We start from the raw sequence: 21,689 nt of genomic DNA on the forward strand, positions 1-21,689 counted from the left end.
TCACCCGGCCACCATCGCGGGCTCGTGCCCACCGTCGTGGGACCAGAGGGAGCACCAGCCGTGCTCGGTGACCACGATGATGTCGCGGTCGAAGGCGTCGGAGTTGTGGTTGCTGTAGCGCCATCCGTGGGCCCAGCGCTTCTCCTCGTCGCCCCAACCGTTGATCCCGGAACGGACGATCACCGTGACGAGGATGGAGGCCGAGTCGTCCGAGCGGGGCGGGATCACGAGCCTCCAGACGCGGTCGTAGAGCAGGTCCGACCGGCCGCGGTGCCCCTCGTCGATGTCGACGGGCAGAGGCGTCAGCTCCTCGACCGCGAGGAGCGACTGCTGCTGGGCGGGCTGGTGCACGAGCGCGAGATACGCCCGTCCCTCGATGAGGGGGACTGCTGCTGCGATCTCGTCGAGCAGTCGCTGGGGGTCGCGCAGCTCGTAGCGGGCGAGGACGTCGTCGATGTCTGTGGTCATGGTTCGAGCGTTGCGTGCCGCCCGGTCGGGTGCACCCAGTCATCCACAGGGATCCGCAAAGCGGCGTTCTCCACAGGCGTGCACGGTCCTCGTGGCGGGAACCGGCGTGCAGGACCTTGGCTGTCGCCATGGGATACACGACGGACTTCATCGGACACATCGACATCACCCCGAGCCTCAACGAGGCCGAGCAGGCCTACCTGTCGGCCTTCAGCCTGACGAGGCACTACGACAGGGAGGAGGGGCCCTACTACGTCTCTCCCAACCCGTACGCCGACCAGGGATCGGACGATCCTGAACGCAGCAATCGCCTTGCGCCGGGACACCCGCAGATCTGGTGCCGGTGGGTGCCTTGCTGGGACGGCTGCTGCATCACCCTCGATGGCGAGGAGAAGATCTATCAACCCACGCGCTGGCTCGACTACCTCATCCAGCACTTCCTGGCGCCCGACGCCGAGGCATCGAGGTCCGGGCTCGAGGTCTTCGAGGACTTCACCTTCGACCACCGCCTGGACGGACTCGTCGTCGGCTGCCGACGCGACAACAAGGAGCTCTTCGCGATCAGGGTCGAGGACAACGTCATCACTCAGGACGTCTTGAGGAAGGCGGACGCCCGCTACCTCGACTACCCGTCCCTGCCCTATGAGGAGGTCGTCGACCGCGACCGTCGACAGTCGCCCCGACGCAGGTCCGGCAGTCGCCGGCTGAGGACTGTGTGAGTTCCGAGCGGAAGGCACGCGAGCGGTGGGCGTGAACAACCGGAAGCGCAGGGCCGCGCGCGAGAGGAAGCGGGCTCGGGAACGTGCGAGGGCCGGGACCACGCAGGCCCGCACCGGCGATGCCTCGGACTGGGATGCCGCGCAGGCCCTCGAGCTGGTCGAGGTGAAGGTGCACGCGACCGTACGCCGACTGGGCGCGCGCAGGATCGATGATGGCGCGCTCGCGGTGTCGGCCGAGCACCTCCTGCGATCGGTCGCCCCGTTCCCGGAGCACGTGGTGCACATCGTCGTGGCCGAGCTGCTGGTCGGCGTGACCCACCACGTGAGCTCAGCGGGCTGGCCGCCGGGGGATCTGGCAGCGCTCGTCCGACGCCACCTCGGGGAGCGTCACCTGTCGACGCTCGCCGCCGCCCTGCACCAGGAGGGCCGCGATCGCCAACGACGCGACCATGCATGGATCGCGGCGGTGAACGCCGTCGGTGCGGAGCGGCCGCTGGTCGTGGACTCCGCGGACGCCCTCGCATCGGCCCTCGGCGTCGCCGCGTTGATGTCATGCGCACCCCTGCTGTCCGACTCCGTCGCGGCCGGCAGCCGGTCCGCCGGCGGGACGGAGCACCCCAAGCTCGCCCAGGTCCGCGCGCTGCTCGCCAAGGCCGAGTCCACCGACTTCGAGCATGAAGCAGAGGCGCTCTACGCGAAGGCGCAAGAACTGATCACCCGCTACGCCCTCGGACGACTGCTCGACACCGACGAGGCGTCCGTCGATGAGCGGTCACCTTGCGTACGCCGGATCTGGCTCGACGCGCCGTACGTCGCCGCGAAGGCGAGCCTCGTGGCTGCCGTGGCGTCCGCCAACCGCTGCCGGACGGCCTTCGCCCAGCGCCACGGCTTCATCGTCGTGGTGGGGGCAGTCGGCGACCTGGACGCCGTCGAGCTGCTGGTCACCTCTCTCCTGGTCCAGGCGGACGTGGCGATGGCACGTCACGGCAGTCGGAACGCGGTGGGCGGGGTGTCTCGCACGAGGTCGTTCCGGCAGTCGTTCCTCACCGCCTACGCGTCCCGCATCGGTGAGCGCTTGCGCGAGGCCAGCGACGCGACCGCCCGGACCGGCGGGCACCTGCCTGTGCTGCGCTCGCAGGAGGAGCGGGTGGCGGAGGAGTTCGACCGGCTCGTGCCGCACACCCGAGGGAGGGCGGCGAGCGTGAGCAACGGCGAGGGATGGCGTGCCGGGCGGGTTGCCGCCGATCTCGCGCAGCTCGATGTCAGACGAGGGCTCGACTCCAGCGGCAGGCTTCGTCAGGCGCCCAGCGCCTCCAGGCCGTGGTAGACGGCGAACGCCGGCCAGACGATGCCCTCGAGGATTGCGAGGACGTGCTGCCAGAAGCCGTCGGCCTGCATCCAGAAGTAGACCCAGGCGCCGAAGATGCCGAGGCCGTAGAGGGCGTTGCCGGCGTGGCCCGTGCTGCTGTTGCTCATGGTGGTGCTCCCTTCGCCTTCCACGCTAGGGCGGGAGCCGGGTGGGCGGCAGGGTCGTTCGGGCACGTCTGGTGGGAGGTTCGGCGGGCGACCGAGGGGCGTGGGTCTCGATACGCCCACTCGTTCCTCGCGGGCTACTCGACCACCTGACGGATGCGGCTACTCGACCACCTCACCAGTTTGAGGAATGTGATATCTATTTGTCATCACATTCTGGAGAGGGGTTGGGCGCATGGACGGGGACCGGGCAGTGCAGCAGGGGGAGATCGGCGAGTCGGAGGGTGGCGCGCCCGCGGGGCACCCGGTGGGGCACGAAGGCACGCGCGTGGACGTCACGGAGCGGCAGGCGTGGTCGGTCGACGGCTTCGCCGGCCTCGCGGTGTCGCTCGTGGCCCTCGGCCTCGGCAGCTGGCTGGCGGTCCTCGGCATCATCGACGCCGACGCCGGGGAGGGCGGCCTCGGGCTGATCCTCGGTGGCGTCGCCATCGTCGTACCGGCCCTGCTGCTCGCGGCGTCGCTCTCGATCGTCGCGCCGGGACAGACGCGGGTGGTGCAGTTCTTCGGGCGGTACGTCGGCACGGTCCGCAAGCCGGGGCTCCGGATGACCGTCCCGCTCACCACGCGCCGCAACGTCTCGGTCCGGGTGCACAACTTCGAGACCCACGAGCTCAAGGTCAACGACGCCGACGGCAACCCGGTCAACATCGCGGCCATCGTCGTGTGGCAGGTCGCCGACACGGCGCGCGCGACCTTCGCGGTCGAGGACTACGAGGACTTCGTCGCCGTGCAGGCCGAGTCGGCCCTGCGGCACGTGGCGATGAGCCACCCCTACGACAACGCCGCCACCGAGGTGACCCTCCGCGGCGACACCGAGGTGATCTCCGCCGAGCTCGCTGCCGAGGTCGCGGAGCGGATCGCGCTGGCCGGGCTGGAGGTCATCGAGGTGCGCATCTCGGCACTGGCGTACGCCCCCGAGATCGCCCAGGCGATGCTGCAGCGCCAGCAGGCCTCGGCCGTCGTCGCTGCCCGCGAGACGATCGTCGAGGGCGCGGTCGGCATGGTCGAGAGCGCGCTCGCCCAGCTGGAGCAGAAGGACATCGTGGAGCTCGACCCCGAGCGCAAGGCCGCGATGGTGTCCAACCTGCTCACCGTTCTCTGCTCCGAACGCGGCACCACGCCCGTCGTCAACACCGGCTCGCTCTACACCTGATCGTGGACGAGCAGGCGGGGGACTCGGCTCCCAGGCGAGGCGCAGAGCGCAAGTCCGTGCTGCTGCGCCTCGACCCTGCCGTCCACTCCGCGCTCCAGCGCTGGGCCGCCGACGACCTGCGCAGCGTCAACGCCCAGATCGAGCTGCTGCTCCGCGACGCGCTCAAGGCCGCCGGGCGTACGCCGCGCGACGCGGGGCCGGTGCCCAAGCGGGGACGGCCGCCGAAGGAGCGCGGGGACTGAGGAGCGTGGGTCTCGATACGCCCGCTCGTTCCTCGCGGGCTACTCGACCACCTGATCGTCCCCAGAATCAGGGGAGCCAGCGCCGGCTGCGCCGCCCTATCCTCGATGGAGCCAACCGCGAGGAAGTGGGGTGGAGGGGCAGCCGGTACTCAACCTGCAGGTGCTCGGCGAGCTCACGGCCACGCGGGACGGCGCGGTCGTGGACCTCGGCGGGCGCCGGCAGCGCGCCGTGCTGGCGGGGCTGGCGATGCAGCGCGACCAGGTGGTGCCGGCCGACCGGCTCGTCGACTGCGTGTGGGGCGACCACCTGCCGGCCAACGCCAACGGGGCGCTGCAGGCGTACGTCAGCCACCTGCGCAAGCGGCTCGAGCCCGACGCGACTGCCCGGCAGCGCGGCGGGGTGATCGCCCGTGCCGGGCCGGGCTACGTGCTCCGGCTGCCGCCCGACGCCGTCGATGCGTGGGCCTTCGAGGCCGCGGTCGAGTCGGCGGCGGGCCAGGCGCCGGCGGACGCCGTGTGCACGCTGGACGCCGCGCTGCGGTCGTGGCGGGGTCCGGCGTACGCCGACTACGCCGGCGAGCCGTGGGCCGAGGCGGAGATCGCGCGGCTCACCGAGCTGCGCGGGGTCGCCCGCGAGCACCTGCTCGGGACGCGCCTCGAGCTCGGGGAGGCCGAGCTCGTCATCGGCGACCTCGAGGCGCTGGTCAAGGAGGACCCGCTGCGCGAGGAGCGCTGGCGGCTGCTCACCCTCGCGCTCTACCGCGCGCACCGCCAGGCGGCGGCGCTGGCGGCGCTGCGGCGGGCCCGGGAGGTGCTCGCCGAGGAGCTCGGCGTCGACCCCGGCCCCGCGTTGCGTGCCCTCGAGGCCGAGGTGCTCGCGCAGTCCCCGAGCCTCGACGGTGTGTCCAGGAGCGCGCCGGCCGTCCCGCGACCACGTACGCCGGACGGGCTCGTCGACCGCGACCACGAGCTCGCCGTCCTGCGCGCCAAGCTCGACGACCTGGCGGAGGGGAGGGGCGGCTGCCTGCTGGTCGAGGGCCCGGCGGGCATCGGCAAGACCCGGCTGCTCGACGAGCTGCGCCGGCTCGCCGTCGGCACGGGCGTGTGGGTGCGGTCGGCGCGGAGCAGCGCCCTCGAGCAGGGCTTCGAGTGGGGCGTGGTCCGGCAGCTGTTCGGCGCGGGGGCCGACGACGCCGTGGGCCAGCCCGAGCGGTACGCCGTGTTCCGCGGCCTCGCGGAGGTGGTGACGAGGCTCGCCGACGACGCCCCCTTCGTGATCTGCGTCGACGACGCCCAGTGGTGCGACGAACCGTCGCTGGAGCTCCTGGCGTACGTCGTCCGGAGGCTCGAGGGGCTGCCGGTGCTGGTCGTGCTCGCGGCGCGCACCGGCGAGCCGCACCAGGCCGACGTGGTCGCCGAGCTCGTCGCGGACGAGACGGTCGACGTGCTCCGCCTGGCGCCGCTCAGCGAGCAGGGCACGGCCGCGCTGGTCACCGACCGGCTCGGCCGGGGTGCGGACACGTTCGTGGCCACCTGCCACCGGATGACCTCGGGCAACCCGCTCCTCCTCCGGCAGCTGCTGCGCGCGCTCGCCGACCAGGGCGTGCCGCCCGACGCCGCCCACGTCGACACCGTCCGGGCCGTGGGCTCGCGCGCGATCACATCCCTCGTCGCCCTGCGGTTGCGGCGCATGCCCCAGACCGTCACGACGGTCGCGCGCGCGGTCGCGATGCTCGGCCCGGTGGCCGACCTGGTCGGCGTCGCGCACCTCGCACAGCTCCCCGAGGAGGACGTCGCCAGCGCCCTCGACCTGCTCGCCCGCAGCGAGATCCTCCGCGACGGGCACCCGCTCGACTTCGTCAACCCGCTCGTCCGCGACGCGATCCACGCCGACGTACCCACCGGCGAGCGCGCCCTGCTCGTCGAGCGGCTCAGCCGGCTCAAGTCATCCTCAAGTCGCCCCGGCCACGCTGGGGTGCAGGGACAGTGAGGTGGTGACCGTGCTGCAGGCCGAGGCGTTGCGCGGGCTCGCCGGCGGTGCCGTGCACCTGCCCGGCGACCCCCTCTACGACGAGGCGCGGATGCCGTGGAACCTCCAGGTCGACGAGCACCCCGCCGCGGTCGCCTACCCGGCCGACCCGCAGGAGGTGGCCCGCATCGTCAGGGCGGCTGCGGAGTCCGGCCTCAGGGTCGCACCGCAGGGCACCGGGCACGGAGCCCCGCCGCTCGCGGGCCGGCTCGGCGACGCCGTGCTGCTGCGCACCTCGGCGATGACCGGGCTCCGCGTCGACGTGGCCAGTCGTACGGCGCGCGCCGAGGCCGGCGTGCTCTGGGGCGACGTCGTCACCCGCGCCGGCCGCGTCGGGCTGGCCGGGCAGCACATGTCCAGCCCCGGCGTCGGCGTCGTCGGCTCGTCGCTCGGGGGCGGGGTGAGCTGGTACTCCCGCCAGCACGGCCTGCAGTGCAGCGGGATCACGGCGGTCGAGCTGGTGCTCGCCGACGGCACCTTCGTGCGCGCCACCGACGACCAGGACCCCGAGCTGCTGTGGGCGGCGCGCGGCGGGAGCGGCGGCTTCGGCGTCGTGACCGCGCTGGAGTTCGACCTGCTGCCGGTGCGGACGGCGTACGCCGGGATGCTGGCGTGGGACTGGCAGCACGCGCAGCGCGTGCTCACCGCGTGGGCCGAGTGGACCGCGGACGCGCCCGAGTCGGTGACCAGCGTGGCCCGCATCTTCCAGGTGCCCGACGACGTCGACCTGCCGGAGCAGGTCCGCGGTCGCGGGATGGTGATGGTCGACGCGGTGGCGCTCGGCGACCCCGAGGCGGGCGCCCGCTCGCTCGCGCCACTGCGCGCGCTGGGGCCCGAGCTCGACACGTTCGCCGAGGTGCCTGCTGCCGACATCGCGCACCTGCAGCTCGACCCGCAGGAGCCCACGGCCGTCTACGCCAACAGCGTCCTGGTCCACGGCTTCCCTGCGGACGCGGTCGAGGCGCTCGTCGCCGCGGCCGGTCCGGGCTCGGGCAGCCAGCTGCTCTTCGTCGAGCTGCGCCAGCTGGGTGGCGCGCTCGCGCGGCCGTCGCGCCGCGGCGGCGCGCTCGACCACCTGCCCGCCGAGTTCCTGGTGCTCGGCGTCGGCCTCGACGTGGGCACCGGCTGGAGCGCCGTGCGCGCGGACGCGATGCGGATGCTCGACTCGCTCGCGCCCTGGGCGTCGCGGGCGTCGTACCTCTCGATGGCCTACGAGGCCGCCGCCCGGCGCGGCTTCGCGGCCGAGGCGTACGAGCGGCTGGTGCGGATTCGTCAGTCAGCGGACCCGAATTCGCTGTTTGTCGCGCCCCGGCCCACCGACAACGACTGATTCCGCAGCGTTTTCAAGTCGCGCTCAAGTCGCTCGCAAGTGCCTCGGTGCACCTTCGTCCTGTCAACGACGACATCAACGGAGGAAGCATGACCATCGCACAGACCAGCCCCGCAGCCGTACCGTTCGCGGAGCTGGACGCACTGACCATCGGCACCGTCGCCGTCCCGGGCGAGCCGAAGTACGACGCCCTCGTCTCGCCCTGGAACGTCGCCATCCCGGTCCGTCCGGCCGCAGTCCTGGCCGCCTTCGACGCGCAGGACGTCGTCGAGGCCGTGCAGTTCGCGGCCCGCCACGGCATCCGGGTGACCCCGCAGGCCACCGGCCACGGCCCGATGGCCGCCCTTACCACCGACCTGATGGTCACCACCCAGGAGCTCGACGAGGTGGTCGTCCACCCCGAGGGCTGGGCCCGCGTGGGCGCCGGCGTGAAGTGGCTGAAGGTCGTGGAGGCCGCCGCGCCGTACGGCCTGGCGCCCCTGTCGGGCTCGATCACCGACGTCGGGATCGTCGGCTACACCACGGGCGGCGGGCTCGGCCCGATGGCCCGCACCCACGGCCTGGCCAGCGACAAGGTCCGGGCCATCGAGGTCGTGACCGGCGACGGCGTGCTGCGGAGGGTCACGCCGACCGAGGCCCCCGAGCTCTTCTTCGCGCTGCGCGGCGGCAAGGGGATGCTCGGCATCGTCACCGCGATCGAGTTCGACCTGGTGCCGCAGCCGCGCTTCTACGGCGGCTCGCTGTGGTTCGACGGCACCGACGCGCCCGTGGTGATCGAGGCCTGGCGGGCCTGGTCGGCCGAGCTGCCGGAGGAGGGCACCACGTCGTTCGCCCTCTTCCAGCTCCCGGAGATGGAGGGCGTGCCGCCGATGCTCGCCGGCCGGCTGACGCTGTCGGTGCGCTTCGTGTGGACCGGCTCGGCGATCGAGGGGGAGAGGTGGTTCGCGGCGATGCGTGCCGCTGCTCCGGTCGTCCTCGACGACGTCGCCGAGAAGCCCTACCTCGCGATCGACTCGGTCCACACCGACCCGCTCGACCCGACCCCGGCGTACGAGGCCGGCCAGGTGCTCACGGACTTCCCGGCGGAGGCGGCGTCGACGTTGCTCGCCCTCACCGGGCCGGGGGTGGCGTCACCGCAGATCCTCGTGGAGGTACGCCAGCTCGGCGGGGCCTTCGCCCGGCCGGGTGAGCACCCGAGCGCCTTCGCGTCGCGCGACGCGGCGTACTCGCTGCTCGTGGTCGGCATCGCGGAGATCCCCGGCGTGGAGGACCACGCGGCTGCGATCCTCGACGCGATGGCGCCGTGGGTCGGCGGGCACCGGCTGCCGAACTTCACGTTCACGCCTGAGGACTACCTCGACGCCTACGACGAGGTGACCCTCGCGCGGCTCCGCCGGGCACGCCGGACCTACGACCCGGACGGCGTGCTGATGATCGGCGGCGTGCTCGCCTGAGGCCCCCACCGCGACTCGCGGCCCCCTGGTTGGTGGGGGCCGCGAGCTCGTGGGTTCGTGGGGGGTCTCGATACGCCGCTCGTTCCTCGCGGGCTACTCGACCACCGAGATGTGGACGTCGGCTGCGGACCGGGTGGCACGGACCAACCGCGCGTTGGGCTCGTCGACGACGTCGACCCAGGCCCGGGCGGCGTCGGGGGACTTGCCGAACTGCTCGTGGCGACGGACCAGGCGCTCACGGCGTACGTCGTCGTCGACCTCGATGAACCAGGCCTCGGTCAGGAGGGGGCGTACGCGCTCCCAGCCGTCGCCGGTGAGCAGGAGGTAGTTGCCCTCCGTGACGACGAGTCGGGCGGAGGGCGCGATCGCGATCGCGGCGGCGATCGGCTGCTCGAGGTCTCGCTCGAAACCGGGCGCGAACATCGTGCGGTCTGGCTCCTCGTGCAGGCGCCGCAGTGCGGCGACGTACCCGTCGACGTCGAACGTCTCCGGGGCGCCCTTCCGGTCGCGCAGGCCGAGGCGGTCGAGCTGGACGTCGGCGAGGTGGAAGCCGTCCATGGGCAGGTGGCCGACGGCGTCGGCGGGCAGCGCTGCCAGCAGCTGCCCGGCGAGGGTGGACTTGCCGGCGCCGGGTGCCCCGACGATGCCGATCACGACCCGTCCCGGCCCGGCCAGCAGCACCTCGGCCCGGTCCACGAGCGCGGACAGCGAGGGAGTGCGCACGCCGGGAGCGTAGCCGTCGACACTGCTCCCTTGCCGACGCCCGGGATCAGGCGCATCGTGGGAGCAGGGACCACGACGGAGGAAGGTGACGGCCATGCAGGCGCACGTCGGCGACCGGCTGGTGACCGAGAGCAACAAGGTCGACGCGCCCAGGCGCGAGGGCGACATCGTCGAGGTCCGCGGCGCGGACGGCGCACCGCCGTACGTCGTCCGCTGGGCCGACGGCCACGAGGGACTGGTCTACCCGGGCGACGACGCACACGTGGTGCCCGCGGGAGGCTGAGCCGGGGCCGCTCTCGACCCTCGTCGCTCGGGGGCTGCGGCGTGTCGCGAAAGTTGTGCGGCGTGTCGCGGGGGCCGTGCGGGGTTTGTGGCCCCTCCGCCACCGCCAAGTCGTGACTTTCGTCCCTGCCGCCTGCCCGGGCGCTCTGGAAGCGTGGAGGTGACGGGAGGGACGGCATGGACGACGTGCTGGTGGTGGACTCGCTGGTCCGGAGGTTCGGGGACCTGACGGCGGTGGACGGGGTGTCGTTCCGGATCGCGCCGGGAGAGACGTACGGCCTGCTGGGGCCCAACGGGGCCGGCAAGACGACGACGATCTCGATGGTCGCCGGCCTGATCGCCGCCGACGCCGGCACCGTCACGGTGGCCGGCCAGCCGATGACGCCGCGCACGACCGAGCCCAAGCGGCACGTCGGGCTGGTGCCCCAGGAGCTGGCGATCTACCCCGACCTCAGCGGCCGGGAGAACCTCGCGCTCTTCGGCCGGCTCCAGGGCCTGCGCGGGGAGCAGCTGAAGGCGCGGGTCGAGGAGGTGCTCGAGCTGATCGGGCTGGCGGACCGCGCCAAGGACCGCAGCAAGGAGTACTCCGGCGGCATGAAGCGCCGGCTCAACATCGGCATCGGGCTGCTCAACCGGCCGACGCTGCTGATCCTCGACGAGCCGACGGTCGGCGTCGACCCGCAGTCGCGCCACTCGATCCTCGAGTCGGTCGAGGCGCTGTCGGGCGAGGGCATGGCGGTCCTCTACACGACCCACTACATGGAGGAGGCCGAGCGGCTCTGCGACCGCATCGCGATCATCGACTCCGGCCGGCTGCAGACCGAGGGCACCCGCGACGAGCTGGTCCGGCTGATCGGCGGCACCGACACGATCAGGATCGGCGGGACCGGCGACCTCGCCGGCGCTGCCGGGGAGCTGCGCCTGATCCCGGGCGTGGAGCGCGTCGACGCCGATCGCCGCTCGGCGACGCTGACGGTCAAGGACGCACCGGCGCTCGTCGCGCAGGTCGTCGGCACGGCGACGTCGTACGGCGTCACGCTGGCCGACGTCGAGATCTCCCGGCCCGACCTCGAGTCGGTCTTCCTCCACCTGACCGGCAAGGGACTGAGGGACTGACGTGCGCCAGCTCCTCGCGCTCACCGCCTCCGACCTGCTCCAGCGGATCCGCGACAAGTCGGTGGTCATCTTCGCGCTCGTCGTGCCGATGGCGCTGATGACCGTCTTCAACCTGGTCTTCAGTGCGACCGAGGACCTCGAGATCGAGCCGGTGACCGTCGCGATCAGCGCGCCCGCCGGCGACGACCTGGCCCGGGTGCTGACGTCGGTGGTGCGCGGCCTCGACGGCACCGACGAGCTCGACGTGACCGTCCACGAGGTCGGCGAGGCGACCGGACGGCAGCAGGTCGAGGACGGTGGAGCCGCCCTCGCGCTGCTCGTGCCCGACGGCTTCGGGCGGGCCGCGCAGATGGGAGAACCGGTCACCGTCGAGGCCGTCCGCGGTGACGAGGCGGGCATCGAGGCCGACATCGTGCTGTCCGTCGTCGACGGCGTGCTGGGCCAGCTCGGCTCCGGCGCGGTCACCGCCCGGGCCGCACTGGCCGAGGGAGTGGCGCCGGACGAGCTCCAGGCCCTGGTCGAGGAGGCGACGTCGGGCGGACCGGCGTACGACCTGGTGCAGGGGCGGGCCGCCGACGAGCAGCTCGACTCGGGTGCCGCGCTGGTGGCGGGGCAGGCCGGGCTGTTCCTGCTCTTCACGGTCAGCTTCGGCGTCACCGGATTGCTCGTCGACCGTGAGTCCGGCACGCTCGCCAGGCTGCGCTCGATGCCGATCCCGGCCTGGGTGATCATCGCGTCGAAGGCGCTGGTCAGCTTCGTCCTCGGGGCGGTCGCGACGGGCGTGCTGCTGGCGCTGGGCGGCTTCCTCTTCGACGCCGACTTCGGGTCGATCCCGGCCGTCGCCGCGTTGGTGGTGTGCGCGGCGGCGGCCGGCACGTCGGTGATGTTCCTGATCGTCCGCGTCGCCCGCTCCAGCGAGCAGGCCGGCATCGCGACCTCGATCGTCGCGCTGGTGCTCGGCATCGGCGGCGGCGCGTTCTTCCCGGTCAGCGCGACCGGCCCGCTGTCGCGGGTGCTCGACCTGAACCCGGTCGCCGCGCTGCTCCGCGGGCTCGGGACGACGTCCGGTGGCGGCGGCCTCGCCGACATCGGCACACCGGTCGCGATCATGCTCGGCTTCGGCGCGGTCATGCTGCTGGTCTCGCGTCTGGTCCCGGACCGTGGGGTGCTGTCATGACGAACGCCCTCACCGTGGCAGGGGTCGAGCTCCGGCTCTTCCTGCGCGACCGGTCCAACCTGTTCTTCGTCTTCGTGTTCCCACTGCTCCTCGTGCTGATGATCGGGCTGCAGTTCGGCGAGGGCGCCCGCGCCGGCCGGGTCGCGGTGAGCGGGCCGGACTCGTCCCTGCAGTCCGCGCTGGCCCAGCGCCTCGAGTACGACGACGTCGTCGTGTCCGACCCCTCGTGGTCCGACGCGCTCGACCTGCTCGCCCGCGGCCGGCTCGACGTCGCGGTCCGCGTCGACGCCGCGGCAGCGACGGCGTACGACGACGGGGAGGCGTTGTCGCTCGAGGTGGTGCGCGGGTCGGCGAGCAACGCCCAGGTCGTCGAGCAGGACGTGCGGGTCGCCGTCGACGCCGTGCGCGCCGACCGGAGTCGCGTCCTCGCCCTCGCCGGGCGCGGGGTCGCGGACCCCGAGGCGGCGCTCGCGTCGGCCCAGCACGAGGTGGTCGCGCCCGACCTGCAGGTGCACTACGTCGACTCCCTGAGCAAGGAGTTCGCCGGGCTCGGGCAGTTCGACTTCGGCGCGTCGGGCCAGCTGCTGCTCTTCGTCTTCCTGAGCTGTCTGGCCGGGTCGGCGACCCTCATCCAGGCGCGCCGGCTGGGCGTGGTGGCGCGGATGCTGGCCGGGCCGATGACGGCGGGCGAGCTGGTCGCGGGGCAGGTGCTGGGGCGGTGGGCGATCGGGCTCTTCCAGGGCGGCTACATCATGGTCGCGACGAGCGTGCTGTTCGGCGTGCGGTGGGGCAACCTGCCGCTGTCGCTGCTGGTCCTGCTGCTCTTCAGCCTGGTCGCCTCGGGTGCGGCGATCCTGCTCGGCACCCTGCTGGGCAACGAGGGTGCGGCGAGCGGCACGGGCGTCGGGCTCGGGCTGGTGCTGGCCGCGCTCGGCGGGTCGATGCTGCCGCTCGAGCTCTTCCCCGACGCGATCCGGCGGTTCGCGGACCTCACGCCGCACGCGTGGGCGTACACCGCCTTCGCCGAGGTGCAGCGGCGTGGCGGCACGCTCGTCGACATCCTGCCCAACCTCGCGGTGCTCGCCGGGATGGCCCTCGGGGCCGCCGCTCTCGGGGCCTGGGCGCTGCGGCGGAGCCTGGCGCGGGCGATGTGAGCGCTCCACCCGGATGGGCGGTTGTCGGACGCCGGTCGCTGGTTACGTTGGAACGCATGAGCGACGACGTGGACCAGGCAGCGACCGAGGCGGCACAGCGGGTGGTCGACGAGGTGAGCTCGTGGCAGTACAGCGCGGAGGACGCCGTGATCGCCGACCAGCTCGACCGCGGGCTCGCCGAGGCGAAGGTGTCGCTGGACGACGACGAGCGCTCGCGGATCCTCGCCGAGATCGACGGCATGAAGGACGAGCACTCGAGCGCCCCGCAGGTGCGCTCGGCGACGCCGACGGAGTGACGGCATGGACGTCCGTGGACTGCTGACCGAGGGCTTCGGCCGGATCACCGAGCTCTACGACGACCTCGCCGACGGGCTCGACGACGAGACGCTGCACCACCGGCCGGGCGGCACCGGCAACCCGATCGGCTGGTTGCTGTGGCACCTGGCGCGGGTGCAGGACCACCACGTCGCCGACCTCGCCGACGCACCCCAGGTGTGGGAGAGGTTCCAGGAGCGGTTCGGGCTGCCCAACGGCACCGACGACGTCGGCTTCGGCCACACCAGCGAGCAGGTCGATGCGGTGCGGATCTCCGACCCTGCGCTGCTGGTGGACTACCACCACGAGGTGACCCTCGCGACCGCCCGCTACCTCGAGACCGTCGACGAGTCCGAGCTCGAGCGGGAGGTCGACCAGCGCTGGGACCCGCCGGTCACCGCCGGCGTACGCCTGGTGAGCATCCAGGGCGACTGCCTCCAGCACCTCGGGCAGGCGGCGTACGTCAAGGGCCTGCTGGCTTAACCGCGTCTTGAGGGTCCGGAGAGGCGGTGTTGTGCGGCCCCCGGGCACGGTGGGTGGCGTACTGACCACCACGACCTCAGGAGTCGCCACCATGATCCGCACCAGCCGCCGCACCCGTCTCGCCACCGCCGCCGCCCTCGCTCCACTGGCCCTCGGGCTGGCCGCCTGCGGTGGCGACGACGACGGCGACGCTCAGACGTCCACCGCCTCTGACACCTCGGCAGGCGGGAGCCAGTCGCTGCAGGGCGACGTCGAGACGGCTGCGCAGACCGCCCTCGGCGAGGTCGAGGGCACCGTGTTCTCCGTGGACGGCGACGCCCAGGGCTGGGAGGTCACCGTGGTCACCGACGACGGTGTCGAGAACGACCTCGACCTCTCCGCCGACGCGAGCACCGTCGAGCGCGGCCCGGTCGAGGACACCGACACCGACCAGGACGACGCGGCAGAGACCGAGCGCCTGCTCGGCGTCCCGACCGACTACGCCGCGGCGGTGGAGGCCGCCCTCGCCGAGGTCGACGGCACCGTCACCGGGCTCGACCTCTCCGAGGAGAACGGGACGGCGATCTGGGAGGTCACCCTCGGGGAGGACACCCCGGACGAGACCACCGTCGAGGTCGACGCCGAGTCCGGCGAGGTCGTGCGGACCGAGCGCGGCGACTGACGCCGGTCAGTCGCGGTCCCAGGGCGCGTCCTCGCCCATCTTCGCGTAGTACTTCGCGAGGTGGCTCTTCACCCGGGCGACGTCCTTCGACGGCAGGTCCACCCCGCCGCGGCCGCCGGCCATCACGTTGCCGGCCGCCATCACGCCGCGGGGCACCGCCTCGAGCCGACCGTCGACCACGTCGGCGACGAGCAGCTTGTAGGCGGTGAAGTTGTCCTTCTTGTCCGCGTCGTACCAGACGTGGGCGTCGCGGTACTTCTCGTTGGGCTCGTCCTCGGCACCCGCCCACGCGCGTACGCGTTTCTCGGCGGCGTCGCCGTCCCACTCCCAGTCGCGGTCGGCGAGGGGCAGGTCCTGGAAGCTGGTCACGGCCATGACCCGACGTTCCCTCCGGCGGGTGCCGGCGGGCACACCCGGACAGGCGGGTTCGTGCTCAGTAGGTGTCGGGGTTGACCTCGAGCTCGTCGCCGGAGACGTCGACCTCGACGCTGAAGTCCAGGGAGGACTCGTCGGTCTCCGCGTTCCAGTCCTCAGGCCCGAAGCCGTAGGACTCGTCGACCTCGTAGGTCGCGGTCGCGGTGCCGCCGGAGGCGTAGAGGGTCATCGGGAACGAGGTGTCGAAGTAGTCGTACTCGACCTCGGGCGACCGGGTGAGCTCCCACGAGACGTCGCGCACGTCGCCGTAGGCGTAGACCTCCTGCGGGCAGCCGTCCGGGTCGACCTCGGTGCTGGCCATGCACTCGTCGAGCCAGGCGGCGACCTCCTCGTCCACCCGCTCGACGAACGCCTCCGACGGCGCGGGCGAGGACGTCTCGGGCGACGTGAACTCGCCGAGCGGCACGGCGACCTCGCTGGCGGCGCCGTCGATCCAGTCGTTGCCGGCGTAGAGGTCGACCGAGTAGGTGCCGGGCAGGACGGCGTAGGTCGCGTAGCCCTCGTCGGGGGCGGCGACGGTCACCCCGTTGACGGCGAACTCCTCGACGTCGTCGGTGGAGATGCTCAGCGCCGACGTCAGTCCCTCGGTGACGTCCCACTCCTGGAAGATGCCGAACTTCTTGTCGCCCTTCTCGAGGGAGAGGTACGCCTCGCCGCCGACGCCGCCCTCGGCCCGGACCTCGACCATGGCGCTGTCGCCGAGGGTCGTCACCTCGCCGACCGTGTAGTCGGTGGGCCGCTCGGTGGCGGCGTCGTAGACCTCATCGGTGAGGAGGAGCGGGGAGTAGTCCTCGCCGTCCGGCAGGGACGCGGCGACCGCGTCGACGTCGCCGTCGGCGATCGCGTCGACGTAGGTCTGGGCTGCCTTCTCCGGGGTGTAGAACGTCGAGCCGATGACGCTCACGGCGATGGCGCCCGCCACGACGACGGCGAGTCCGGCACCGACGAGGATCGCGATCCGGCGCACCTTGCGCGCCTGCTCGGGCGTCATCGGCTCGGCGGTGGTCGGCTCGCCGGCCGCCCGCTCCGGGACGTCGGCACGCAGCCGCGCGACCACGGAGGCCGGGATCAGCCCGGCGACCTGGGGAGCGAGCGTGCGTGAGAGTCCCTCGGCGGCCAGGCCCCAGAGACCGAGGAGCAGGCAGGTCCACGCCGCGGGCATGATCGTGAAGGCTCCGCTGACGCCGAACGCGCCACCGCCGATGCTCACCATCGACACGACCGACACCACGACGCCGCCGACCGCGAAGGCGACAGGCAGCGGGACCCACGACGCAGGGGTCGCGAGCTCGGCACGGTCACGCGCGGCGCGCAGGTGCCACACGGTCGCCGCGAGGACGGTGGCGACGAGGGCGCCCAGGAGGAGGGCGACCGGGGTCAGCACGCCGTCACCGCTCCACGCGTAGGCGTAGAACCCGGACGTGCCGATGCCCGAGAGGTGTCCGAGGGCGTAGGTCCAGAGACCGCCGATCGGCCACCAGAGCGGGAGGGCGACAGCGGTGCGGAAGCCCTCCTGCACCCAGGCGACGACGAACAGGACCGGGAACGAGACGACCAGCCACACCCCGACGTGGCTCAGCCAGGCGATCGCCGGCGACGCCCACCGGCGCGCGAAGGCCGGCAGGCCGGCACTCCGCAGCTCGCGACCGACGAGGTCGCCGAGGAACGTGAACAGCAGCGTCCCGAGGACGAGCGACACCGAGAGGGCGTGGACGACCGTGCCGTCGGACCGCATGGCCAGGAGCCGGGTGAGCACGGCGACGACGACGGCCGCGCCGACCGCCGCGGCGCCCGAGGTCAACGCCCGGTCCGTGCGGGAGCGGGAGGGCTGCCGGACCTCGCTCGCCGCGGCCACGCGCGCGAGCGTGACGACGTACGTCGCGGTGAGCACGAGCGGGAGCGCGAGGATGGAGACGGTGAAGTCGTCGTCGCCGGCGCTGATGCGGCCGCCGAGCGCCATCGCGACCAGCTGGAAGGGCACCGCGATCCACGCAAGGACGCCTTCGGCGGCGCTCGAGACGTCGGAGACCTCCTCGGGCGCGTCACCCGAGGCGAGCGCGACGAGGGCCAGCACCCCGAGCACGACCGCGACCGCGAGCGCGACGGCGTACGCGACCAGCGGGGCGCGCCACGCGAGCGCCAGCCCCGGCGGCGTGCCGCCCGCGGGCACGGCACCCGGCTGGGTGGTGGTGGGGTCGTCTTGCGGTGCAGCACCGAGCTCCGAGTCAGTCACCCGCCGGAGTGTAGGTAGGACCGGTGACACGCGAGGTCGAATCAGGACATCCGGCCGACGGTGGCCGGTGGGAGCATGGCCACATGCCCGCACTCGCCGTCCGCACCGCGGGCTTCTCGCCGGTCAAGGGCATGCGGCACCTCGCGCTGCCGACCGTGGAGCTCGACGCGGCCGGGCCGGTCGGTGACCGGGCCTGGTGCCTGGTGGACGTCGCGGCCCAGCGGGTGCTGCGCACGGTCCAGCACCCGTCGCTCGTCAGCGTGGTCTCGCGGGTGCAGGGAGACGAGCTCTCGCTCACGCTGCCGTCCGGCGAGTCGGTGGTGGCGCCGGCCAGGCCGTCCGGCGAGACGATCGTGTGCGACTACTGGGGCCGTCCCGTCGACCTCGCCCTGACCGACGGGCCGCACTCCGCGCTGGTGTCCGACTTCCTCGGTCGCGACGTACGTCTGGCTGCCGCACCGCGCGGCGGGGTCGTCTTCGCCTCGCCGGTCACCGTCCTCGGCACCGCGTCGCTCGACCTTCTGGGCGTCGACGCCGCGCGCTTCCGCGCCACCCTGGTCGTCGAGACCGACGAGCCGTGGGTCGAGGACTCCTGGCTCGGTACGACGTTCGCGGTCGGCAGTGCCGAGGTGCGGGTCGGCGGGCCGATCCCGCGCTGCGCCGTCATCGACCACCACCCCGGGACGGGCGTGAAGGACGTCCGGCTGCTCAAGGAGCTGGTGCGGTCGCGGCCGACGAACGCCGCCGGCGAGCCGATGTTCGGGGTCTACGCCGAGGTCGTGCGACCGGGCACTGTCGGTGGTCGGTCGTAGTCTCGAGGGACCATGTACCTGCCAGACCTGCCGTTCGAGGCTCGCGTCCCCGAGCCGGTGCAGCCGCACGCCGTCGAGCGCGGCACGTGCCCGCACTGCGGGTCGAGCGACGTCGTGCACCTGGTGATCGGGATGCCGGCGTCCTCGGACGACGTCGACTCCGGTCCCGCCTGGGTGCGCTGGGTCGGGTGCGTGCACCCCGGCCACGACCGTGAGTGCCGCTCGTGCGACGCGCGGTGGAACGACCTGCCCTAGCCCGGTGCCGGGCGCCGGGCGGGCACCGATCGCTGGGCGGATCCACTGTCGGTGGGCGTCCCTAGAGTGTGGGTCGTGGGGGATCGCGGGGGCGATCCGGATGGGGGTCGACATGAGTGACGAGCTGCAGCGCCGGTGGGACGGCGAGATCGAGGCGGCGTGGACGGCGTTCCGTCGACGACTGGCCGACCGGCTGGCGGAGCTGGCCCAGGACGAGACCTGCTGGTCGAGGTGGGGGAGCAGCCGGCGGAGGGTGCCGGGCCGTACTGCCGGGTCCTCGCCGGCGACGGCGAGCTGCGGGTGGAGGCCGTCAGCAGCCTCTACCTCGCCGACGAGCTCGCGCTCGACGACGAGCAGGAGTCGGCGCTGGGGAGGCTGGGGTTCCGCCGGCCCGAGGCGGTCGTCTGGTCGGAGGGCGAGACGAACTTCTGGGCCGACGTGCCGCAGCGTGAGGCGGACCGCGCGGCGGTGATGATGGTCCGCGCCCTGCGCGAGGTCTACGCCGTGGTCCACCCGGTGTGGCTCGACGCCGAGGGCCTCGAGCCCGAGCGGGTGGGGGTCGGGACCGAGCCGGTGGAGGCCGTCGCTCCGGACGCGCCCGTCACGCCGCGGTCGGTCGAGGAGGTGCGCGAGGCCGTCGACCTGGCGGTCGCCGACCTCTACGACGCGGCGCCCGAGTGGGACGAGGACGGCGACCTGCCCCTCGTCACCGAGCACAACGTGGTCTGGGTGTCGGTCAACAACAACACCCCGCGGGTCCTGCTCCACTGCTGCCTGGTCGGCGACGTCGCCGACACCGCGGGGGCCTTGGAGGAGGTCAACCGTCGCAATCAGACGGAGTTCGGGCTGACCTTCGTCCTGCGCGAGGGCCGGATCAGCGTCACGCGCGAGGTCGGCGTCGACGTGATGACGCCGCAGGCGCTGAGGGCCGAGGCGGAGCGGCTGCTCGATCAGGTCGACCAGTGGGCCACCGAGCTCGCCGAGCGGCTGACGACGAAGCCGCAGCAGCGCGCGGCGCGGCGCGAGCGCGCGAGCCGCTTCGGCACGGCCTACGCCGTGATGGTCGAGCTCGAGCGCGCCGAGCGGGAGTCGGTCGACCCGGCCACCCTGGCGCGGGTCTTCCACCACGACACCGGCCTGCTCCTCAAGGCCATCCGGATCACCGAGCAGCGGCGACGCGAGGTGCGCGGCAAGGCGCGCCGGGCCAGGGAGGAGGGGCGGGCCCGTGACGAGCTGGTCGCCCGCAGGCGTCACGACTACCTGCGCGGCCTCACCGCCCGGATGCGCGCAGCGCTCCGGCTCGTCGTCGACGCACCGGTGCGCAAGGTCCAGCTCGACCAGCTGGCGCTGTTCGACGAGGACGAGGCCGGGACCACCCGGTGACGGCATTCGGGTCACGCCGGGCCGCGATCGATGGTGGGGTGACCGCATGGTCCGCCTGATCCCGGAGAGCCCGACCTTCACCACGCCGTCGGAGCAGGTCGTGTGGGAGCGGTTGCGCGACAGCCTCGGCGACGACGACGTGCTCGTCGCCAACCTCCGGCTCACCGACGAGCGCAAGGACCACGAGGCCGACCTCGTCGTGCTGATGCCCGACGTCGGCATCGTGGCGCTCGAGGTCAAGGGCGGCAGCGTGTGGTGGGACGACGGCTGGCGGATCGTGCGGCGCGGTCGGGAGGCGGTGATCCACCCCGTCGACCAGGCGCGCGACGTGAAGTACGCCCTCCGCTCCTACGTCGAGCGGGACCCGCGCTGGGGGAGCCGGTCGCGCGTGGCCTGGGCCCACGCCGTGGTGACCCCCTACTCCGAGTTCGGCGACGACTTCGAGGTCCCCGACCTGCCGCGCTGGGCGCTGCACGACACCCACGACCAGGAGCAGCTCGTCGGACGGCTCCGGCGCACCGCCCACCTGATGACCCACGGCCAGCGGGTGGCCACGGCGGACGACGTCGACGAGATCGTGGACATCCTCGCCGGGCGCCTGCCGACGGCGTACGACGTCCGGGCGGAGGCCGACGAGCGTGCCGACGTGGCCGACCGGCTCACCCAGGAGCAGGCCACGCTGCTGCGGGTGACGCGCCTGCTCCACCGCGTCGAGGTGCGCGGCGGCGCAGGCAGCGGCAAGACCGTGCTGGCGCTGCAGCAGGCCAAGGAGCTGACCCGTGGCGGGCACGGTCGCAAGCCGCAGCGCGTGGCGCTGCTCTGCTACTCGATCGGCCTGGCCGAGCACCTCAAGCGCGAGGTCGCCACCTGGGACCGGCGCCACCGGCCGGCCTTCGTCGGCACCTTCCACGCCTTCGGGCAGCAGTGGGGTGCCCCCGACGGCGACCGCACCGACAGCGACTTCTGGGAGGAGCAGCTGCCGGCCGGGATGGCGGCACTCGCGGCGGCGCTGCCGGAGGGCAGGAAGTACGACGCCGTGATCGTCGACGAGGCGCAGGACTTCGCCGACTCCTGGTGGACGCCGGTGCTGCGCGCGCTGAAGGACGAGGAGGACGGCGGGTTGTTCCTCTACTCCGACGAGAACCAGCGGATCTTCGCGCGCTTCGGCCGGCCGCCGGTGGCGCTCGTCCCGCTCGTGCTCGACCACAACCTCCGCAACACCCGGCAGATCCACGAGTCCTTCGGCCCGCTGGCGCCGAGCCGGATGTACTCGCGAGGCGGCGACGGACCGGCCGTCCGCTTCCTCGACGCCACCGGCCAGGACCCGATCGACGTCGCCGACGACGAGGTCGACCGGCTGCTCGACAGTGGCTGGGACCCGCGCCACGTCGCCCTCCTCACCACCGGCCACCGGCACCCGATCCAGGTCGAGCGCACCGACTTCCACGACCAGGACGGCTACTGGCGCAGCTTCTGGGACGACGACGTCTTCTACGGCCACGTGCTCGGGTGCAAGGGCCTCGAACGCCGGGCAGTGGTGCTCTGCGTCAACGAGGACGGCTCCCGCGACCGCGCCCGCGAGCGGGTCTACGTCGGCATGTCCCGCGCCACCGACGAGCTCGTCGTCGTCGGTGACCCGGCCACCGTCAGGCGGGTCACGGGTGACGACGTGGCCCGGAGGCTCGGCATCGGCTGAGCCTGCGTGGGGACGATCGGCAGCCGTCCGGTCTAG

General features: G+C 73.0%; 23 protein-coding genes. 18 read left to right on the plus strand and 5 right to left on the minus strand.

The genetic code is table 11. The features are described from left to right. The gene (locus tag ACE3QY_RS17440; protein WP_374457317.1) at positions 1 to 468 is read right to left on the minus strand and encodes a hypothetical protein; all 468 of its coding nucleotides are present in this window, start codon (positions 466 to 468) and stop codon (positions 1 to 3) included. 128 nt (positions 469 to 596) lie between these two features. Here ACE3QY_RS17440 and ACE3QY_RS17445 point away from each other — a divergent pair, with 128 nt between their 5' ends. Both ACE3QY_RS17445 and ACE3QY_RS17450 read left to right on the plus strand, forming a co-directional pair. Then, positions 597 to 1,187, plus strand: a complete 591-nt coding sequence (locus tag ACE3QY_RS17445; protein ID WP_374457318.1) for a hypothetical protein — start codon at positions 597 to 599, stop codon at positions 1,185 to 1,187. Positions 1,188 to 1,218: 31 nt separating this feature from the next. Beyond that, positions 1,219 to 2,514 carry a DUF2786 domain-containing protein gene (locus ACE3QY_RS17450; protein ID WP_374457319.1) on the plus strand — a complete coding sequence of 432 codons (1,296 nt, stop codon included), beginning with the start codon at positions 1,219 to 1,221 and terminating at the stop codon, positions 2,512 to 2,514. On the opposite strand, the gene ACE3QY_RS17455 is transcribed toward ACE3QY_RS17450, so the two are convergent. Then, the gene (locus ACE3QY_RS17455) at positions 2,484 to 2,663 is read right to left on the minus strand and encodes a hypothetical protein (protein ID WP_374457320.1); all 180 of its coding nucleotides are present in this window, start codon (positions 2,661 to 2,663) and stop codon (positions 2,484 to 2,486) included. The genes ACE3QY_RS17450 and ACE3QY_RS17455 overlap by 31 nt on opposite strands. Positions 2,664 to 2,895: 232 nt before the next feature. Between ACE3QY_RS17455 and ACE3QY_RS17460 the strand changes: the two genes are divergently transcribed. The 5 genes from ACE3QY_RS17460 (at position 2,896) to ACE3QY_RS17480 (ending at position 8,928) form a co-directional block, all read left to right on the plus strand. Continuing rightward, positions 2,896 to 3,873 (plus strand): SPFH domain-containing protein, encoded by a 978-nt coding sequence (locus tag ACE3QY_RS17460; protein ID WP_374457321.1) that lies wholly within the window; start codon positions 2,896 to 2,898, stop codon positions 3,871 to 3,873. Between the two features lie 2 nt (positions 3,874 to 3,875). Further along, a complete protein-coding gene (locus tag ACE3QY_RS17465; RefSeq protein WP_374457322.1) occupies positions 3,876 to 4,115 on the plus strand; it encodes a hypothetical protein in 240 nt (79 codons plus the stop codon). 130 nt (positions 4,116 to 4,245) lie between these two features. Beyond that, a complete protein-coding gene (locus tag ACE3QY_RS17470; protein WP_374457323.1) occupies positions 4,246 to 6,105 on the plus strand; it encodes a BTAD domain-containing putative transcriptional regulator in 1,860 nt (619 codons plus the stop codon). Positions 6,106 to 6,109: 4 nt separating this feature from the next. Then, complete coding sequence (locus ACE3QY_RS17475) at positions 6,110 to 7,474, plus strand: FAD-binding oxidoreductase (RefSeq protein ID WP_374457324.1); 1,365 nt, start codon at positions 6,110 to 6,112, stop codon at positions 7,472 to 7,474. Positions 7,475 to 7,563: 89 nt separating this feature from the next. Further along, positions 7,564 to 8,928 (plus strand): FAD-binding oxidoreductase, encoded by a 1,365-nt coding sequence (locus ACE3QY_RS17480; RefSeq protein ID WP_374457325.1) that lies wholly within the window; start codon positions 7,564 to 7,566, stop codon positions 8,926 to 8,928. A 93-nt stretch (positions 8,929 to 9,021) separates the two neighbouring features. Here ACE3QY_RS17480 and ACE3QY_RS17485 read toward each other — a convergent pair whose 3' ends face one another. Then, positions 9,022 to 9,651, minus strand: a complete 630-nt coding sequence (locus tag ACE3QY_RS17485) for a nucleoside/nucleotide kinase family protein (RefSeq protein ID WP_374457326.1) — start codon at positions 9,649 to 9,651, stop codon at positions 9,022 to 9,024. A 94-nt stretch (positions 9,652 to 9,745) separates the two neighbouring features. Here ACE3QY_RS17485 and ACE3QY_RS17490 point away from each other — a divergent pair, with 94 nt between their 5' ends. The 7 genes from ACE3QY_RS17490 (at position 9,746) to ACE3QY_RS17520 (ending at position 14,839) form a co-directional block, all read left to right on the plus strand. Further along, a complete protein-coding gene (locus ACE3QY_RS17490; RefSeq protein WP_374457327.1) occupies positions 9,746 to 9,934 on the plus strand; it encodes a DUF1918 domain-containing protein in 189 nt (62 codons plus the stop codon). A gap of 176 nt (positions 9,935 to 10,110) precedes the next feature. Then, positions 10,111 to 11,049, plus strand: a complete 939-nt coding sequence (locus ACE3QY_RS17495) for an ABC transporter ATP-binding protein (protein ID WP_374457328.1) — start codon at positions 10,111 to 10,113, stop codon at positions 11,047 to 11,049. A 1-nt stretch (position 11,050) separates the two neighbouring features. Then, positions 11,051 to 12,226 (plus strand): ABC transporter permease, encoded by a 1,176-nt coding sequence (locus tag ACE3QY_RS17500; protein ID WP_374457329.1) that lies wholly within the window; start codon positions 11,051 to 11,053, stop codon positions 12,224 to 12,226. Continuing rightward, positions 12,223 to 13,380, plus strand: coding sequence for an ABC transporter permease (locus ACE3QY_RS17505; protein ID WP_374457330.1), 1,158 nt, complete (start codon positions 12,223 to 12,225; stop codon positions 13,378 to 13,380). The genes ACE3QY_RS17500 and ACE3QY_RS17505 overlap by 4 nt, the downstream gene beginning before the upstream one ends. A 56-nt stretch (positions 13,381 to 13,436) precedes the next feature. Then, positions 13,437 to 13,676 carry a hypothetical protein gene (locus ACE3QY_RS17510; RefSeq protein ID WP_374457331.1) on the plus strand — a complete coding sequence of 80 codons (240 nt, stop codon included), beginning with the start codon at positions 13,437 to 13,439 and terminating at the stop codon, positions 13,674 to 13,676. Positions 13,677 to 13,680: 4 nt separating this feature from the next. Further along, entirely contained in the window at positions 13,681 to 14,178 is a 498-nt protein-coding gene (locus tag ACE3QY_RS17515; protein WP_374457332.1) for a DUF664 domain-containing protein, read from the plus strand. A 91-nt stretch (positions 14,179 to 14,269) separates the two neighbouring features. Beyond that, on the plus strand, positions 14,270 to 14,839 hold the full coding sequence (locus ACE3QY_RS17520; protein ID WP_374457333.1) for a PepSY domain-containing protein: 570 nt from the start codon (positions 14,270 to 14,272) through the stop codon (positions 14,837 to 14,839). Between the two features lie 6 nt (positions 14,840 to 14,845). Here the strand turns inward: ACE3QY_RS17520 and ACE3QY_RS17525 are convergent, their stop codons facing one another. Both ACE3QY_RS17525 and ACE3QY_RS17530 read right to left on the minus strand, forming a co-directional pair. Further along, positions 14,846 to 15,214 (minus strand): hypothetical protein, encoded by a 369-nt coding sequence (locus ACE3QY_RS17525; RefSeq protein ID WP_374457334.1) that lies wholly within the window; start codon positions 15,212 to 15,214, stop codon positions 14,846 to 14,848. A 58-nt stretch (positions 15,215 to 15,272) separates the two neighbouring features. Further along, entirely contained in the window at positions 15,273 to 17,507 is a 2,235-nt protein-coding gene (locus ACE3QY_RS17530) for a hypothetical protein (RefSeq protein WP_374457335.1), read from the minus strand. A gap of 83 nt (positions 17,508 to 17,590) precedes the next feature. On the opposite strand from ACE3QY_RS17530, the gene ACE3QY_RS17535 reads away from it, so the two are divergent. The 4 genes from ACE3QY_RS17535 (at position 17,591) to ACE3QY_RS17550 (ending at position 21,653) form a co-directional block, all read left to right on the plus strand. Further along, positions 17,591 to 18,319 carry an MOSC domain-containing protein gene (locus ACE3QY_RS17535; protein WP_374457336.1) on the plus strand — a complete coding sequence of 243 codons (729 nt, stop codon included), beginning with the start codon at positions 17,591 to 17,593 and terminating at the stop codon, positions 18,317 to 18,319. Between the two features lie 12 nt (positions 18,320 to 18,331). Next, positions 18,332 to 18,574: a hypothetical protein gene (locus ACE3QY_RS17540; protein ID WP_374457337.1), complete on the plus strand. Its 243-nt coding sequence runs from the start codon at positions 18,332 to 18,334 to the stop codon at positions 18,572 to 18,574. A gap of 159 nt (positions 18,575 to 18,733) precedes the next feature. Further along, positions 18,734 to 19,957 carry a hypothetical protein gene (locus ACE3QY_RS17545; RefSeq protein WP_374457338.1) on the plus strand — a complete coding sequence of 408 codons (1,224 nt, stop codon included), beginning with the start codon at positions 18,734 to 18,736 and terminating at the stop codon, positions 19,955 to 19,957. Between the two features lie 46 nt (positions 19,958 to 20,003). Then, entirely contained in the window at positions 20,004 to 21,653 is a 1,650-nt protein-coding gene (locus ACE3QY_RS17550) for an NERD domain-containing protein (protein WP_374457339.1), read from the plus strand. Positions 21,654 to 21,689 lie beyond the last annotated feature (36 nt).

The sequence above is a fragment of the Nocardioides sp. genome (genome assembly GCF_041913365.1).
Lineage (GTDB): Bacteria > Actinomycetota > Actinomycetes > Propionibacteriales > Nocardioidaceae > Nocardioides.

Bases quoted from the DNA above. Each gene is read 5' to 3' on its own strand.
- ACE3QY_RS17515 (WP_374457332.1), top strand. From the start codon at position 13,681: ATGGACGTCCGTGGACTGCTGACCGAGGGCTTCGGCCGGATCACCGAG.
- ACE3QY_RS17520 (WP_374457333.1), top strand. From the start codon at position 14,270: ATGATCCGCACCAGCCGCCGCACCCGTCTCGCCACCGCCGCCGCCCTC.
- ACE3QY_RS17445 (WP_374457318.1), top strand. From the start codon at position 597: ATGGGATACACGACGGACTTCATCGGACACATCGACATCACCCCGAGC.
- ACE3QY_RS17455 (WP_374457320.1), bottom strand. From the start codon at position 2,663: ATGAGCAACAGCAGCACGGGCCACGCCGGCAACGCCCTCTACGGCCTC.
- ACE3QY_RS17480 (WP_374457325.1), top strand. From the start codon at position 7,564: ATGACCATCGCACAGACCAGCCCCGCAGCCGTACCGTTCGCGGAGCTG.
- ACE3QY_RS17510 (WP_374457331.1), top strand. From the start codon at position 13,437: ATGAGCGACGACGTGGACCAGGCAGCGACCGAGGCGGCACAGCGGGTG.
- ACE3QY_RS17535 (WP_374457336.1), top strand. From the start codon at position 17,591: ATGCCCGCACTCGCCGTCCGCACCGCGGGCTTCTCGCCGGTCAAGGGC.
- ACE3QY_RS17540 (WP_374457337.1), top strand. From the start codon at position 18,332: ATGTACCTGCCAGACCTGCCGTTCGAGGCTCGCGTCCCCGAGCCGGTG.
- ACE3QY_RS17550 (WP_374457339.1), top strand. From the start codon at position 20,004: ATGGTCCGCCTGATCCCGGAGAGCCCGACCTTCACCACGCCGTCGGAG.
- ACE3QY_RS17505 (WP_374457330.1), top strand. From the start codon at position 12,223: ATGACGAACGCCCTCACCGTGGCAGGGGTCGAGCTCCGGCTCTTCCTG.
- ACE3QY_RS17525 (WP_374457334.1), bottom strand. From the start codon at position 15,214: ATGGCCGTGACCAGCTTCCAGGACCTGCCCCTCGCCGACCGCGACTGG.
- ACE3QY_RS17490 (WP_374457327.1), top strand. From the start codon at position 9,746: ATGCAGGCGCACGTCGGCGACCGGCTGGTGACCGAGAGCAACAAGGTC.
- ACE3QY_RS17495 (WP_374457328.1), top strand. From the start codon at position 10,111: ATGGACGACGTGCTGGTGGTGGACTCGCTGGTCCGGAGGTTCGGGGAC.
- ACE3QY_RS17440 (WP_374457317.1), bottom strand. From the start codon at position 468: ATGACCACAGACATCGACGACGTCCTCGCCCGCTACGAGCTGCGCGAC.
- ACE3QY_RS17460 (WP_374457321.1), top strand. From the start codon at position 2,896: ATGGACGGGGACCGGGCAGTGCAGCAGGGGGAGATCGGCGAGTCGGAG.